At 61.6% G+C, this 15108-nt stretch carries 10 protein-coding genes; 6 read left to right on the plus strand and 4 right to left on the minus strand.

Going from position 1 to position 15108, the window contains the following annotated elements:
* The first annotated feature begins 21 nt into the window (after positions 1-21).
* From AC07VO_RS06665 to AC07VO_RS06690, 6 genes are all read left to right on the plus strand, one after another.
* Positions 22-336 carry an SCP2 sterol-binding domain-containing protein gene (locus tag AC07VO_RS06665; RefSeq protein WP_007941766.1) on the plus strand — a complete coding sequence of 105 codons (315 nt, stop codon included), beginning with the start codon at positions 22-24 and terminating at the stop codon, positions 334-336.
* A 305-nt stretch (positions 337-641) separates the two neighbouring features.
* On the plus strand, positions 642-2489 hold the full coding sequence (locus tag AC07VO_RS06670) for an amidohydrolase (RefSeq protein WP_064621239.1): 1848 nt from the start codon (positions 642-644) through the stop codon (positions 2487-2489).
* Positions 2490-2687: 198 nt separating this feature from the next.
* Positions 2688-4406, plus strand: a complete 1719-nt coding sequence (locus AC07VO_RS06675) for a hydrogenase maturation protein (RefSeq protein WP_086946276.1) — start codon at positions 2688-2690, stop codon at positions 4404-4406.
* A gap of 156 nt (positions 4407-4562) precedes the next feature.
* The gene (locus tag AC07VO_RS06680; RefSeq protein ID WP_007941771.1) at positions 4563-5426 is read left to right on the plus strand and encodes a LysR family transcriptional regulator; all 864 of its coding nucleotides are present in this window, start codon (positions 4563-4565) and stop codon (positions 5424-5426) included.
* 114 nt (positions 5427-5540) lie between these two features.
* The gene (locus AC07VO_RS06685; protein WP_086946275.1) at positions 5541-6686 is read left to right on the plus strand and encodes an SRPBCC family protein; all 1146 of its coding nucleotides are present in this window, start codon (positions 5541-5543) and stop codon (positions 6684-6686) included.
* Positions 6683-7771 (plus strand): SMP-30/gluconolactonase/LRE family protein, encoded by a 1089-nt coding sequence (locus tag AC07VO_RS06690; protein ID WP_018927631.1) that lies wholly within the window; start codon positions 6683-6685, stop codon positions 7769-7771. The genes AC07VO_RS06685 and AC07VO_RS06690 overlap by 4 nt, the downstream gene beginning before the upstream one ends.
* 136 nt (positions 7772-7907) lie before the next feature.
* Here AC07VO_RS06690 and AC07VO_RS06695 read toward each other — a convergent pair whose 3' ends face one another.
* From AC07VO_RS06695 to AC07VO_RS06710, 4 genes are all read right to left on the minus strand, one after another.
* Positions 7908-8150 (minus strand): DUF465 domain-containing protein, encoded by a 243-nt coding sequence (locus tag AC07VO_RS06695; RefSeq protein WP_018927630.1) that lies wholly within the window; start codon positions 8148-8150, stop codon positions 7908-7910.
* 175 nt (positions 8151-8325) lie between these two features.
* Positions 8326-10437, minus strand: a complete 2112-nt coding sequence (locus tag AC07VO_RS06700; RefSeq protein ID WP_086946274.1) for a hybrid sensor histidine kinase/response regulator — start codon at positions 10435-10437, stop codon at positions 8326-8328.
* A 180-nt stretch (positions 10438-10617) separates the two neighbouring features.
* Positions 10618-13716, minus strand: a complete 3099-nt coding sequence (locus tag AC07VO_RS06705) for an error-prone DNA polymerase (RefSeq protein ID WP_207238863.1) — start codon at positions 13714-13716, stop codon at positions 10618-10620.
* The gene (locus AC07VO_RS06710; protein WP_086946272.1) at positions 13692-15107 is read right to left on the minus strand and encodes a Y-family DNA polymerase; all 1416 of its coding nucleotides are present in this window, start codon (positions 15105-15107) and stop codon (positions 13692-13694) included. The genes AC07VO_RS06705 and AC07VO_RS06710 overlap by 25 nt, the downstream gene beginning before the upstream one ends.
* Position 15108 lies beyond the last annotated feature (1 nt).

Here is a 15108-nt window from a genome sequence, read left to right on the forward strand (position 1 = left end):
TACCCAAGAAAGGATCGAACCATGACCTCCGTAGCTGATGCCGTACAAGCAATGAAAGCCAAGTTCAACCCAGCCGCTGCTGCCGGTCTGGACCTGGTATTCGGTTTCCGCATCGACGACACCAAGAACTTCTCGTTGATCGTCAAAGACGGCACCTGCGAGCTGCAAGAAGGCGAAAACCCGGACGCCCAGGTGACTCTGGTGATGGACGGCGAAACCCTGGAAGGCATCGTCGACGGTTCGACCGACGGCATGCAAGCGTTCATGGGCGGCAAGCTGCGCGCTGAAGGCGACATGATGCTGGCCATGAAACTGTCCGAGCTGTTCCCAGGCTAAGACGACGGCTCCCGCTCTCGGGAGCCTCTCTGGCTGCATGCGAATCCCGCCCCTCGTGGCGGGATTCGTCGTTTTTCACCCTCGGAAAACGGCTATCTGTGGATATGCCGTCTATATTCCTTCTGGCCGCATGCGTCAGACATCGGCTGTTTGCCCTCGCTTCTTTTATGAAGAACTGTGTGGAGAGCACTGCCATGAGCCCACCTGACGAGCACAATGACTTCAGTCGCCGCCGTGTACTGCAAGGTCTTTCGGCAGGCGCCATCGGTGCCTGGATCAGTCCGCTAACCGCAGGGAGTAAAACCATGCCCGACACCCCCGCCGACCTGATTCTGTACAACGGACGCCTGCACACCGTCGACCGCAAGAAACCCCAGGCCAGCGCCGTCGCGATCAAGGACGGGCACTTTGTGGTGGTCGGCAGCGATGCCCAGGCCATGGCCCTGCAAGGCCCCGGCACGCAAATCGTTGACCTGCATGGGCGCACGGTGATTCCCGGCCTCAACGACTCACACTTGCACCTGATTCGTGGCGGCCTCAATTACAACCTCGAACTGCGCTGGGAAGGCGTGCCGTCCCTGGCTGATGCGTTGCGCATGCTCAAGGATCAGGCCGACCGCACCCCTACCCCGCAATGGGTGCGGGTGGTCGGTGGCTGGAATGAATTCCAGTTTGCCGAAAAACGCATGCCGACCCTTGAAGATCTGAACAAAGCCGCGCCGGACACTCCGGTATTCGTCCTGCACCTCTACGACCGCGCCCTGCTCAACCGTGCCGCACTGAAAGTGGTCGGCTACACCCGTGACACGCCGAACCCACCGGGCGGCGAGATCCAGCGCGATGCCAATGGCGACCCCACCGGCATGCTGATCGCCCGCCCGAATGCGATGATCCTCTACTCAACCCTGGCCAAAGGGCCGAAGCTGCCGCTGGAGTATCAGGTCAACTCGACCCGCCAGTTCATGCGCGAACTCAATCGACTGGGCATCACCAGCGCCATCGATGCCGGCGGCGGTTATCAGAATTACCCGGACGACTATCAAGTCATCCAGCAACTGGCCAAAGATCAACAGCTCACGGTGCGCATTGCCTACAACCTGTTCACCCAGAAACCCAAGGAAGAACTGACCGACTTCAAGAACTGGACCAGCACTTCCCATTACGGCCAGGGCGATGACTTCCTGCGGCACAACGGCGCCGGCGAGATGCTGGTGTTCTCGGCAGCGGATTTCGAAGACTTCCTCGAACCACGCCCCGACCTGCCGCAAACCATGGAGCAGGAACTGGAACCGGTGGTGCGCCATCTGGTGGAACAGCGCTGGCCCTTCCGCCTGCACGCCACCTACAACGAATCCATCAGCCGCATGCTCGACGTGTTCGAGAAGGTCAACCGGGATATTCCGTTCAACGGTTTGCCGTGGTTCTTCGATCACGCCGAAACCATCACCCCCCGGAACATCGAACGGGTCAAGGCCCTGGGTGGCGGCATCGCGATTCAGGACCGCATGGCGTTCCAGGGCGAATACTTCGTCGACCGTTACGGCGCCAAAGCGGCCGAAGCTACGCCACCGATCGCACGCATGCTCGCCGAGGGCGTTCCAGTGGGCGCCGGCACCGATGCCACGCGCGTCTCCAGCTACAACCCCTGGACCTCGCTGTACTGGCTGGTCAGCGGCCGCACCGTCGGCGGATTAGCCCTGTACCCACAAGGCTTGAGCCGCGATACCGCACTGGAACTGTTCACCCACGGCAGCGCCTGGTTCTCCTCCGAACAGGGCAAGAAAGGTCAGATCAAAGTCGGGCAACTGGCGGACCTGATTGCGCTGTCGGCAGATTACTTTCACATCGAAGACGAAGCCATAAAGTGGATCGAGTCGGTGCTGACCATTGTCGACGGCAAGATCGTCCACGGTAGCGTCGAGTTTGAAAAACTGGGGCCACCGCCAATCCCGGTGGTGCCTGAGTGGTCGCCCGTGGTGAATGTGCCGGGGCACTGGAAACCCCTGGCGCCAATGACCGCGCAAGTGCACCAGTGTGTGGGCGCTTGCGCGGTGCATGCCCATAGCCATGAACGAGCGCGATTGTCGTCGGCACCGGTCAGTGACTTTCAAGGGTTCTGGGGGGCGTTTGGCTGTTCGTGTTTTGCGTTTTGAAAAGAGAAAAGATCGTCCGAAGGCGCGGGACGCGTTCGGACGATCTTTTGATTTTGAGCCTCTGCAACACTCGCTGACACAAGCTTGATCTCGATCAGTTGCCCTCCCCCCCACACTCTCTACTATCGCTCTTCCATCGAAGGCCAAGGACGGCTCATCGGGAGCCTGCGGCCGATCATTCTCAAGGAAGAGTCAATCATGCGGTCATTGAAGATCATTCTGCTGGCATCGGCGTTCAACGGCCTGACCCAGCGGGCCTGGCTGGACTTGCGTCAGGCCGGCCACTCGCCCAGCGTGGTGCTGTTCACCGATGAAGAGGCAGTGTGCGAGCAGATCGAGCATTCCGGCGCCGATCTGGTGATCTGCCCGTTCCTCAAGGATCGGGTGCCACAACAACTGTGGAGCAATCTCCAGCGTCCTGTGGTGATCATTCATCCGGGTATCGTCGGCGACCGTGGCGCCAGTGCGCTGGACTGGGCGATCACCCGTGAACTCAGCCGTTGGGGCGTGACCGCGTTGCAAGCGGTGGAGGAAATGGACGCCGGGCCGGTCTGGGCCACTTGTGAATTCAACCTGCCCCAGGGTCTGCGCAAATCCGAGTTGTACAACGGGCGCGTCAGCGACGCGGCAATCACCTGTATCCGCGAAGTCGTGGAAAAGTTTATCGACGGTTTCGAGCCAGTGCCTTTGGACTACAGCCAACGCCATGTGATTGGCCGCTTGCAGCCGAACATGAAGCAAGCTGACCGGATCTTCAGCTGGCACGACAGCGCACACTTCATCAAACGCAGCATCGACGCCGCCGACGGTCAGCCCGGCGTATTGGCCAGCCTGGCCGGCGGTCAGTATTACCTGTATGACGCTCATCTGGACTCGCGCAGCGGCACGCCGGGGGAGATTCTCGCGGTGCACGACGATGCGGTGCTGGTCGCGACTGGTGATCACAGCCTGTGGATCGGCTCGCTGCGACGCAAACCCCGGCCCGATGAACAAACCTTCAAGCGTCCGGCCCGGCATGTGCTCGCTGAACAGCTTGCGCACGTCCCGACCCTTGATTGGTCGATCGCCTCTCAGCCGTTTAACAACGAAAGCTATCAACCGATCCGCTATCGCGAGTCGGGGCATGTCGGCGAGCTGACCTTCGAGTTTTACAACGGCGCCATGAGCACCGAACAGTGCCAACGACTGGTGGAGGCCCTGCGCTGGGCCAAGTCCCGGGACACCCAAGTGCTGCTGATCAAGGGTGGACGCGGCAGTTTCTCCAACGGCGTGCACCTCAACGTGATCCAGGCCGCAGCGGTTCCGGGGCTGGAAGCCTGGGCCAATATTCAGGCGATCGACGACGTCTGCCAGGAACTGCTCAGCGCCCGGCAACTGGTGGTCAGCGGCCTGAGCGGCAATGCCGGGGCCGGTGGCGTGATGCTGGCGCTGGCTGCCGATATTGTTTTCGCCCGCTCCGACATCGTGCTCAACCCCCATTACAAAACCATGGGCCTGTACGGCTCCGAATACTGGACCTACAGCCTGCCCCGCGCCGTCGGCCCGGCGATGGCGGAAAAACTCACTGAAGACTGCCTGCCGATCAGCGCCCTCCAGGCCTTGCAGTTAGGCATGGTCCAGGAAATCGGTCCGCGCTGCCCGGATGAGTTTGGTCTTTGGTTATTGCAGCGTGCCAATGGTGCGTTGAGTGATCCGGCGTACCAGGCGATACGTGAGCGCAAAAGTCAGCTCGATCCTCAACTGATGCAGCACTGCCGTAATGCCGAGCTGGAAGAAATGCATCAGGACATGGTGCAAAACCGTAAACAGTTCGCCGAGAAGAGCAAAAATTTTGTGCTTAAGCGCAAGGCGTGTGGCACGCCGCAGCGGTTGGTGGCCGATTGGGCGGTGGTGAGGGAGGTTGAGTTGGCGGACTGATTGTTTGGCACGGGTGATCAGGCGGACAGTGAACTCTGTGGCGAGGGAGCTTGGGGCCGCTTCGCGCCCCAGCGGGAGCAAGCTCCCTCGCCACAGACGGTATCGGAAGACCATGGCTGCTCTTACAATGCCCGCACCTCCCACATCGGCCTGCCCATGGACATCGACCTCGCCCGCACCTTTCTGGAAATTGTCCGCCACGGCAGCCTGGCCGCGGCGGCTGAAAAGCTGCACGTCACCCAGACCGCGATCACTGCCCGGGTGCAGAAGCTCGAAAGTCAGCTGGGCAGCACGCTGTTTGTGCGCAATCGCGCCGGCGCGCGCCTGACGCCGAACGGCGAGGCCTTTGTGGTTTACGCCAATCAACTGGTGCAGACCTGGGAAGCCGCACGCCGGGACTTGCCGCTGCCCGAGGGCTACCGCGACGTGCTGCACATCGGTGGCGAGGTCAGCCTGTGCAACCCGTTGATGCTCAGTTGGGCCGGGGAACTGCGCGAGAAGATTCCCAGCCACGCCCTGCGCATGGAAATCCGCGATGGCGAAAACCTGCTGCGCCAACTGGAATTGGGGGTGTTGGATGCGGCGCTGGTCTATCAGCCCGAATACTGGCCACGCCTGCAAGTCGAGCAGGTGCTGGAAGAAAAACTGATTCTGGTACGCTTGGCCGGAAAACCCGATCCTTACGTGTATATCGACTGGGGCCCGGATTTCCGTCGCCAGCACGATGCGGCGCTGCCGGAAAAAGCCAAGGCAGCCCTGAGCTTCAACCTCGGCCCGCTGGCCTTGCAATACATCCTGGAAAACGGCGGCAGTGGCTATTTCCGCACCCGCGTGGTCCAGAGTTACCTGGAAAACGGCTTGCTGGAACAAGTGCCCAAAGCTCCGGAGTTCAGCTACCCGACCTATCTGGTTTACTCCCGGGACCGCGATTCGGCGACCCTGCAACGGGCGTTCGACCTGCTGCGGGAAGTGATCAAGACGGACGACGACTGGTCCCAGCGCTGGAACCCGCTGACCTGACACCATACGGGCGTCTTGCACCGGAGCATGGCGCTTGTGTCCTCAAGGTTCGGCCTGCCTGTGCGGCGGGATCGGCTAATCTGCTGGTTATAACAATAACCACAGGTGAACCCAGTGAGGCAGACCACCGAAGCGTTCCGCGCGCGCTACCGTGCCGACATTCATCCGCTCTACAACCCTTGGTTGCACGGCGCCTTTGTGATGCTGTTCGGGTTGCTGGCCATCGGTGGGTTCTGGAGCACGGTGCATCAGGTGCAACCGCTGGAATGGCTGGCGGTGCCGCTGACCCTGTTGTTTTTCAACTTCGGCGTGTACGTCGTGCATCGGCATCTGGGGCATCATAAAAAGCGCCTGGCGCGGATGTTCTATGACCGTCACACCGGTGACCATCACAGCTTTTTCACCCCCGGCCACATGACCTACGACAGCGCCCGCGACTGGCGGGTGATTCTGTTTCCAGCCTGGCTGATCGTGTTGCACACCCTCGTCATCACGGGGCCTGCCTGGTGGTTGCTAGCTCAGCTCAATAGCAACGTCGCGGGGCTGTTTGGCGGCTGCATGGTGCTCGGTTACCTGACCTACGAGGTGTTCCATGCCTGCGAGCATCTACCGCCCGGCAACCCGGTGACGCGTTTGCCGTGGATCCGCCAGATGCGCCGTCTGCATGAGCTGCATCACCGTCGTGAGCTGATGCAGGAGCGCAATTTCAATATCGTGTTGCCCCTGATGGACTACCTGTTCGACACCCTCTACTGGGAACCGGAGCAAGCGCCCCCGCACCTGACGAGCACGTCCATGACCCGTATGCAGCATGTGATCGACATCGCTGGAAACCCAGTGGCTGTGCTCGCCTACGCCAGCACCGCGACCCATTGGCCGCAGTGGCATCCGTCCTCCCTCAAGGTCGACGGCCAGAGCGGCCCGCTGTATGCCGGGGAGCGATTCGAGGAAGACATTCGGGCCGGCGGGCGTGAGGGGCATTTGAGCTGGGAAGTCGACGAATACCTGCCCGGACGCCGCTGGAGGGCTCGGGCCCGAGGCAGTCATGGTCTGTCGTTGATGGTGACTTACGAGTGTGAGGTTGAGGGCGATGACACGCGGTTTGTCCGCACTCTGGAATACAGCTTCAGCGGCCTGGCAATGCGCATTGCCAATCGTCTGGTGCTCAAGCGGCGCATTGAGCGCGAATCGGCGGAGTCGATGCTGGCGTTACGCGAGATGGCGCAAAAACATCTGGCCCTGACAGGAGTCAGCGCATGAAAAGACCCCTCAAGTTTCGGCATTGGTTGCTGCTGCTGATCATCGTGATCAGTGCCTTGCTGTTTCTATTGCCGACCAAGGTTCAACCGGTAGCCTGGACACCGCCAACGGCGCCCTCCCTCGTCGAGGGCATCTACGCCGACAATCAGCGACTCAAAGGCGTGAAACGGGTCGGTGCTGCTGACATCGACGGCCCTGAGGCGTTGCTGCTGGAGAAAGACGCCCTTATCACCGGCCTGCATGACGGCCGATTGATTCGCACCAGCCTCGACGGCAAAACCACCCAGGTGCTGGCTGATACCGGTGGCCGGCCGCTGGGCCTGGCGCGGCACCCCAATGGTTTGTTGGTGATCGCCGACGGGGTCAAAGGCTTGCTGTCGCTCGACGCTCAGGGCCGGTTGATTCCATTGACCACCACGGCCAACAACCTGCCCTTCGGTTTTACCAATGACGTGGCCATCGACAAGCCCGGGCATTACGCTTATTTCAGCGACTCCTCCAGCCGTTGGGGCTACGGCAAGGACGGCGAGGCGATCATCGAGCACGGTGGCGACGGCCGTTTGCTGCGTTATAACTTCCAGACAGGCAATACGGCGGTCCTGCTGGACAAACTGGAGTTCGCCAACGGCGTGACACTGGGGCCTGACGACGCGTTTGTGCTGGTCAATGAAACTGGCGCCTATCGCATCAGCCGCTATTGGCTGACCGGGCCGAAAGCCGGCACCCACGATCTGTTCATCGACAATTTGCCGGGGCTGCCGGACAACCTGGCATTCAATGGCCGCGACCGTTTCTGGGTGGCACTGTATGCACCGCGCAATGCACTGCTCGACACCACGGCGCCCTACCCTCTGGTACGCAAAATGATCGTGCGGGCGATGACTATTCTGCCCAAGCCCCTGGAGAAACGTGCCTTCGTCCTGGGACTGGACCTCGACGGCAAAGTGATTGCCAATCTGCAGGACGCCAGCAGCGGCAACTACTCACCCATCACCACCGTGCGCGAATATGGGGACTGGTTGTATCTGGGGTCGCTGAAAGCCCGGCACATGGCGCGGTTGCCGTTGAGTGCAGCATTGAAATAGAGGGTGTAGCCAAAAGATCGCCCGAAGGTTCGGACCGCGTTCGGACGATCTTTTGATTTTGAATCAACGCAGATCTCGTATTGATCCCCGTTCCAATTGTTCAGCCACCGGTCGTCGGTGATTCTGCACAGCGTCCTCAGGACGGCGTCTTAAGTCGCTCAGCGATCTTGTCCTTGACCTGCACACGCTTCTCCTTGAGCTTCTTCAGTACCTCATCGCTGGGCGCATCCGATTGTGCGGACTCGGCCTTCACCACCTCTGCGTCCGCCTGGGTGTACTTGTTGAGCAGTGAATCCAGTAACGGATCCTTGGTGCGTTTTTGCTGGATCTCTTCCTTCGTGCAGCGCAAGTCCTGATAAAGGTCATGGGTCACCGGCATGGAACACCTCCGTTTGTTAATCGGTGGCAAACGTGATCGATGGCGTTCGCCAATTATCAGAATGGCCTCGCTTACCCGGTTCTGTCGACCGTCTATCAGACCAGCGGCGTCCGTTCGTCGTCCTGTCGCAAACGCGATACCCCCTTGCCCGAGCGCCTGGAAAGCCCCCCTTGAATCAACCACCGAGTACCGTACGAACCATTCGTGTCAGCGCCTCGGGACCATAAGGTTTGCTCAGCAAATAAGTGTCAGAGCTGAGTTGGTGATCGCGCGAAATGATGTCGCGGGTGTGTCCGGAGGTAAACAACACCGCCACCGGAGGGTTTTGCACCTTGGCCCAGGCGGCCAGGTCCGAGCTTTTGATCAAGCCGGGCATGACCACGTCGGTAAAGATCAGGTCCACTGTCGTACCGTCGAGCAACATCTGCATCGCCAGGTCACCGTTGGCCGCGGTCAGGACCTGATAGCCCTCTTCGCACAACAAGTCCACGGCCGAACTGCGCACCGCTTCGTTGTCCTCGACCACCAGAATGGTTTCATGCCCGCCCCGGTGCTGCGGAGCATGGCGCATTGTTTCGTCAGGCAACGGGCGCAAGCTGCGAGGGAAATACAGCTGCACCCGAGTGCCCCGCCCGACGACGCTGGAAATCTCGATATGCCCGCCGCTCTGTTTGACGAACCCGAACACCATACTCAAACCCAGGCCGGTGCCTTGACCATCAGCCTTGGTGGTGAAAAACGGCTCGAAGGCCTGTGCAAGCACTTGCGGCGGCATGCCGACGCCCGAGTCCGCCACCGTCACGCAGACATAATCGCCAGCGACGATGCCCTTGCCGGCGCAAAACTTGCGGTCGAGGACGATGTTCTCTGCGCTGAGGGCAATGGTCCCCTCGCCGTTCATGGCATCTCGGGCGTTGATCGCAAGGTTGAGAATGGCGTTTTCCAGTTGATTGCAGTCCACGTAGAAGTGCCATGGATCGTCAGGTGCGGACACCTTGATCTGGATCGTCTCTCCCAGCGCGCGCTGCAATAATTCCCCGAGGTCTTCGAAGATCTGCCGTGGGTCGCATACGGCCGGTGACAACGGCTGACGTCGGGCAAAGGCGAGTAATTGCGAAGACAATTTGGCCCCGCGCTCGACTGCGGCAATTGAGGCGCCGACCCGGCGCTGCACGTTGGCGTTATCCGGCTCATGACGCGCCAGCAAGTGCAGGTTGCCGGCGATCACCTGTAACAGGTTGTTGAAGTCATGGGCCACCCCGCCGGTGAGACCGCCAATGGCTTCGAGTTTCTGTGATTGACGCAGCTGCTCTTCGGCCGCCAGCCGCGCCTCGACTTCTTCAGCGACTCGTTGCTCCAGGTTGCGGGTGAACTTGAGCAAGGACTCTTCGGCAATCTTGCGTTCGTGGATGTCGATCAACACCCCTGGAAAGCGCAACGCTTCACCTTGCTCATTGAACTCGCAACACCCGCTGGCGAGCACCCACAGGTAACTGCCATCGGGACGCAGGACCCGATATTCGGCGTTATAGGGCACGCCGGTTTCCACCGACTGATTCATCCGCTCCCGGGCCCAGCTGCGATCATCGGGATGAATCTGCATTTGGGCGATGGCTGGTGGCAAGTTGGCCAGGTCCTGGCCTGGCGGATAGGAAAACGTGCGGGCGAATCGCTCGTCGCCCGATAGCACATCAGCCTTGATGTCCCAGACAAACGAGCCGAGCAAAGCCCCGGCATTGAGGGCCAGGCGAACCCTTTCATTATCGGCACGATAGGCGTTTTCGGCTTCCTGGCGTCGGCGTTCGGAAATCACATGGTCAGTGGTTTCGACCACCATTGCCATGACCCCGGCGGGACACCCGTCATCATTGGAGACAGGACTGTAGTAAAGGTCCATCCAGACGTCTTCGGGAACGCCGTCGCGCAGCAATACCAGGGCTTTGTTGTGATAAGACAAGGTGCCGCCCGCAAGACAGGTGTCCACCACATGCCGATTGAATTCGGCGACCTCCGGCCAGCCCAACTCCACCGGGGAGCCCAGCAGGTAAGGATGGCGGCCACCGGCAAATCTTGAGTAGGCGTCGTTATAGATCATGTAACCGGGGCGGCCCCACAGCATCACCATCGGCAGCGGTGAAGCGAGCAGTAACTGCACCGCGCTGCACAGACTCCCGGGCCAGGTGTCGATGCGTCCGAGTTCGGTCAGGCTCCAGTCGAACGCACGAATGCGTTCGGCCATTTCGCCGCTCCAACCGGTACAACCGTGGCTATTGTCTAGAAACTGCATCGACTGGCCTATGTCTTGTGAATGACATGTTTTCAGGCAGTGCAACAGCATGAGGAGACGGTGCCTGCCCGTTTGTTTCGAGCACTGCCGACGCCAATGGTTTCATTGAGGTATAGCTGATTCTCGACCGGCCCCTGCGACAAGCTGCTCCTGCGCAGGTGACATATCCACCGCCAAGGCTCAGTGGAAATCCCGACTGCGCACATGGATACCGTCGAGCAATGAACTCAGGTCGCTCAAGCGTCCGGCAATCAGGTGCCGCACCTCGCCCACCTGTTCCCAGCGCCCGTCGACCTTGAGCAATTGCGAGCCGACCAATACCTGCCGTTGCCGTTCGGCCAGATCGCGCCAGACCACCACGTTGACGTTGCCGAATTCGTCTTCAAGTGTCACGAAGGTCACACCGCTGGCGGTTCCCGGACGCTGTCGACCGGTGACCAGCCCGGCGACGCTGACCGGACGCCCATGCTCGACCATCAGCAATTCCCTGGAGCTGCGACAGCGCCGGGCCTTGAGTTCCCCCCGCAGCAACGCCAGCGGATGCGGGCCGAGGGTGGTGCCGACACTGGCGTAATCGGCTTGCAGGTCCTCGCCCACGGTGGGTTTGGGCAGCTCCACTGCCGGCTCTTCCTGACTCGGCAGACCGGCAAACAAACCGAGCTGCTTCTGCACCCCCGCCACCTCCCAGCGCGCCCGATGCCGGTCACCGGCCAGCCCGCGCAGTGCACCGGCATCGGCCAGTTGTTCCTGGGCGCGGGCATCGAGTCGTGCCCGTTCGCCGAGGTCGGCGATGTCGGCAAACGCCCCTTTCGACCTTGCTATCTCGATGCGCCGGGCATCGTCTTCGCGAAAGCCCTTGATCATCCGCAGCCCCATGCGTATCGCCGGCTGCGCGCCGGTGATCGGTTCCAGGCTGCAATCCCAGTCACTGGCCCGCACGTCCACCGGGCGAATCTGCAAATGATGGCGGCGGGCGTCCTGGAGAATCTGGTCCGGGCTGTAGAACCCCATCGGCCAGCTGTTGATCAGCGCACAGGCAAAAGCCGCCGGCTCGTGGCATTTCATCCAGCAACTGGCGTAGGTCAGCAAGGCGAAACTGGCGGCGTGGGATTCGGGAAAACCGTAATCGCCAAAGCCTTTGATCTGCTCGAAGATCTGCGCGGCGAACTCCGCCGTGTAGCCGTTTTTCTTCATTCCGTCCGCCAGGCGTTCCTTGTGCGGTTCCAGTCCGCCGTGGCGTTTCCAGGCCGCCATGGAGCGGCGTAACTGATCAGCCTCGCCGGGGCTGTAGTCGGCGGCGACAATCGCGATCTGCATCACCTGCTCCTGAAACAGCGGCACGCCCAGCGTACGTTTCAGCACCGCTTCAAGTTCTTTCGACGGGTATTTCACCTCTTCTTCGCCCTTACGCCGCCGCAGGTAGGGATGCACCATCCCGCCCTGAATCGGCCCCGGACGAACGATCGCCACCTCGATCACCAGATCGTAGAAGTTCTTGGGCTTGAGCCTGGGCAGCATCGACATCTGTGCCCGGGACTCGATCTGGAACACCCCGATGGTGTCCGCATGGCCAATCATCTCGTAGGTTTGCGGGTCTTCGGCCGGCACCGTCGCCAGGCTCAGGTCGCGGCCCCGGTGCCGACGCAGCAGATCGAAACAACGGCGAATCGCGCTGAGCATGCCCAGCGCCAGAATATCGACCTTGAGCAGCCCGACCGCATCCAGATCGTCCTTATCCCACTGGATGATGGTGCGCTCAGCCATGGCGGCGTTTTCCACCGGCACCAGGCTGTCCAGAGGCTGCTCGGAAATCACGAAACCGCCGGGGTGCTGGGACAGGTGCCGGGGAAAACCGATCAGCTGTTGGGTCAGGCTCAGCACTCGGCGCAACACCGGGCTATCGGGGTCGAAACCACCCTCACGCAGACGCTCGACGGGCGGCGCCTGATTACTCCAGTGGCCGCAACAGTCGGCCAGGGCGTTGACCTGATCCGGCGGCAAACCCAACGCCTTGGCCACGTCGCGGATTGCGCCGGCACCGTGGTAAGTGCTGACCACCGCCGTCAGCGCCGCACGAGCCCGGCCATAACGCTGAAACACATACTGCAGGACTTCTTCGCGCCGCTCGTGCTCGAAATCCACGTCGATGTCCGGCGGTTCGTTGCGTTCCCTGGAGAGAAAACGCTCGAACAGCAGCGTGCTGCGTTCCGGGTCGATCTCCGTGATCCCCAGCACGAAGCACACCGCCGAGTTGGCGGCAGAACCGCGGCCCTGGCAAAGGATGTGTTGCTGGCGGGCGAAATTCACAATGTCGTGAACCGTCAGGAAATAACTCTCGTACCCCAGCTCGGCAATCAGCTCCAGTTCCTTGTCGATCTGCGCCAACACCTCGGCCTTGGGGCTTTTTTCCCAGCGCCAGCGAATCCCCTTTTCTGCCAGCACCCGCAGCCAGGACGTGGCCGTGTGCCCCTCGGGCACCAGTTCCCGGGGATATTGATAACGCAACTGACCGAGGTCGAAAGTACAGCGCCGGGCGATGTTCAGCGTCTCGTCGAGCAGCGCTTGCGGGTAGAGATCGCGCAAGTCGTCGAGGCTGCGCAAATGCCGTTCGCCATTGGGGTGCAGACGCAACCCGGCCTCGGCCACGGGAACGTGATGGCGGATTGCGGTCATGGTGTCCTGCAAGGCGCGCCGGCCGCGGGCGTGCATATGCACATCGCCGCTGGCCACCGCCGGGATCCGCAGTTCCCGCGCCAGGGTCAGCAGTGCCGCCAGTCGCCGAGTGTCGTCCTGCCCGCGATGTAACTGAACGCTCAGCCACAGGCGCTCGGCGAAGCTCTGCTTCAGCCAATGGCCCTGCGCAAAATCATCGACGGCGTCCGGCGCCCACAACGCCAACAGCCCCGGCAACGGCTCGCTGAAATCCTCCCGCCGCACCTGATACTGGCCTTTCTGCGTGCGACGTCTGGCGCGGGTAATCAGTCGGCACAGGGCTTGATAACCTTCGAGGTTTTCCACCAGCAGCACCAGTTTCGGGCCATTTTCGATACGTATTTCGCTGCCGATGATCAGCGGCAGCTCCACGGTCTTGGCCGCCTGCCAGGCACGGACGATACCCGCCAGGGTGCATTCGTCGGTGATCGCCAGCGCCTGATAGCCCTGCTTTTTCGCCCGTTGAAAAAGCTCAAGCGCACTGGAGGCACCGCGCTGGAAACTGAAGTTGGACAGGCAGTGCAGCTCGGCATAGTCGACGCTCATGCGAACCAGCCTTGCAGCCACAACGGACCGTCTTCGCCCACCGCCCGATAGGCCCAGCCCTGCTGACCAGAACGGGTTTCGATCAGGTAGTAATCGCGGCGCACGTCGTCGCCGTCCCACCAGCCGGACTCGATGCGCTCCGGCCCCATGAGGATGCGCGTCGAGCTTTCGTGTACCGCCTGCGGTTCAGTCAGCAACCAGCCTGGACGTTGCACGGCAGGCAGCCCCTCGCAGGCCTGGCTGTCGACAGTGGTCTGCCACGCGCATTCCGGCCGGTGATCGGCCTGGAAGCGCAAGCCCTGCACCGCGTCATCCCCCAGCCGTGCGCGCAAGCGTTCACGCAGTTGCTCCCAGGGCAAGGACTGCTGCGGACGGTCGTCGAACAGCTCCTGACGCTGGGGCACGAAGGCCGGCAGATCTTCGGCGCGCAGACGAAAACCGCGCACCGGCGCCTCGACCTGAACCTGTTCCAGCCGCCCCCGGGCCAGTTCGAACAGCATCGCCGGATCGCGCTCGGCGCTGAGCAGGCCGACCTTGATCACGGTGTCCGGCAAGCCGGCGTGTTCCAGGTGCAAGTCGAAACGTTGCACGCCGCTGTCCCGGCCGCAGAGGAACGCCGACAGATCGCCGGTCAATCGTCTTAAAGGAAACAACAATGCCTGATGGGATTGCACATCGAAATTGAGTTCGATGCGCACATCGAAACGGTCCGGCGGCAGGTAAAACGCCAGTGCCAGCCGCCGCTCACCGAACAGGCTGTCCAGATGCTTGAGCACCTGGGCCTCGAAACGCCGGGCCAGGCTATGCCGGGGCAGCGCCTGCACCTGACTCAAGGTGCGCAGCCCCATGCGCGATAACGCCGTAGCAACGCTGGGCTCCAGGGCAATGCGATCGACGGGCAGTTGCCCGAGGTGATGCTGCAAGGCTTGATTGTCCGGCACCACCAGACCGTCATAAACGTTGGCCAGCACCCGCGCCGCCACCGGATTTGGCGCGGCGACAATCCGATGGCGAAACCCCAGCTCAGCGAGCTCGGCGCGCAGCCGCGCCTCGAACTGCGGCCAGGGCCCGAACAAGCCCAGGCTGGATTCGATTTCAAACACCACGGCACGCGGGTAATGCACGCTGACCTGGGAGCTGAACCGATAGGCCCAGGCGGCCAGGAACTGCTGCCAATGTTCGATTTCGGCGGCATCGTATTCGACGGTGACGAACCCTTTGCTCAGCGCCTGGGCGGCGGTCATCGACTGACCGGGTCGCAAACCCAGCGCCCGCGCCGCACCGTTGACCGCCTGCAGCACCCGCCGCTGGGCCGGGCCGGTCAGCAGCGCCAACGGCTCATCGGGGTCGGGGCGCTGACGCAGTACCGCGTCCAGCGCCAATTGCGGGAAGACAATGCACACCCAGCGCATG

Source organism: Pseudomonas sp. GW821-FHT03E01 (assembly GCF_059420765.1).

Bases quoted from the DNA above. Each gene is read 5' to 3' on its own strand.
- AC07VO_RS06665 (WP_007941766.1), top strand. From the start codon at position 22: ATGACCTCCGTAGCTGATGCCGTACAAGCAATGAAAGCCAAGTTCAAC.
- AC07VO_RS06670 (WP_064621239.1), top strand. From the start codon at position 642: ATGCCCGACACCCCCGCCGACCTGATTCTGTACAACGGACGCCTGCAC.
- AC07VO_RS06675 (WP_086946276.1), top strand. From the start codon at position 2,688: ATGCGGTCATTGAAGATCATTCTGCTGGCATCGGCGTTCAACGGCCTG.
- AC07VO_RS06680 (WP_007941771.1), top strand. From the start codon at position 4,563: ATGGACATCGACCTCGCCCGCACCTTTCTGGAAATTGTCCGCCACGGC.
- AC07VO_RS06690 (WP_018927631.1), top strand. From the start codon at position 6,683: ATGAAAAGACCCCTCAAGTTTCGGCATTGGTTGCTGCTGCTGATCATC.
- AC07VO_RS06695 (WP_018927630.1), bottom strand. From the start codon at position 8,150: ATGCCGGTGACCCATGACCTTTATCAGGACTTGCGCTGCACGAAGGAA.
- AC07VO_RS06700 (WP_086946274.1), bottom strand. From the start codon at position 10,437: ATGCAGTTTCTAGACAATAGCCACGGTTGTACCGGTTGGAGCGGCGAA.
- AC07VO_RS06710 (WP_086946272.1), bottom strand. From the start codon at position 15,107: ATGCGCTGGGTGTGCATTGTCTTCCCGCAATTGGCGCTGGACGCGGTA.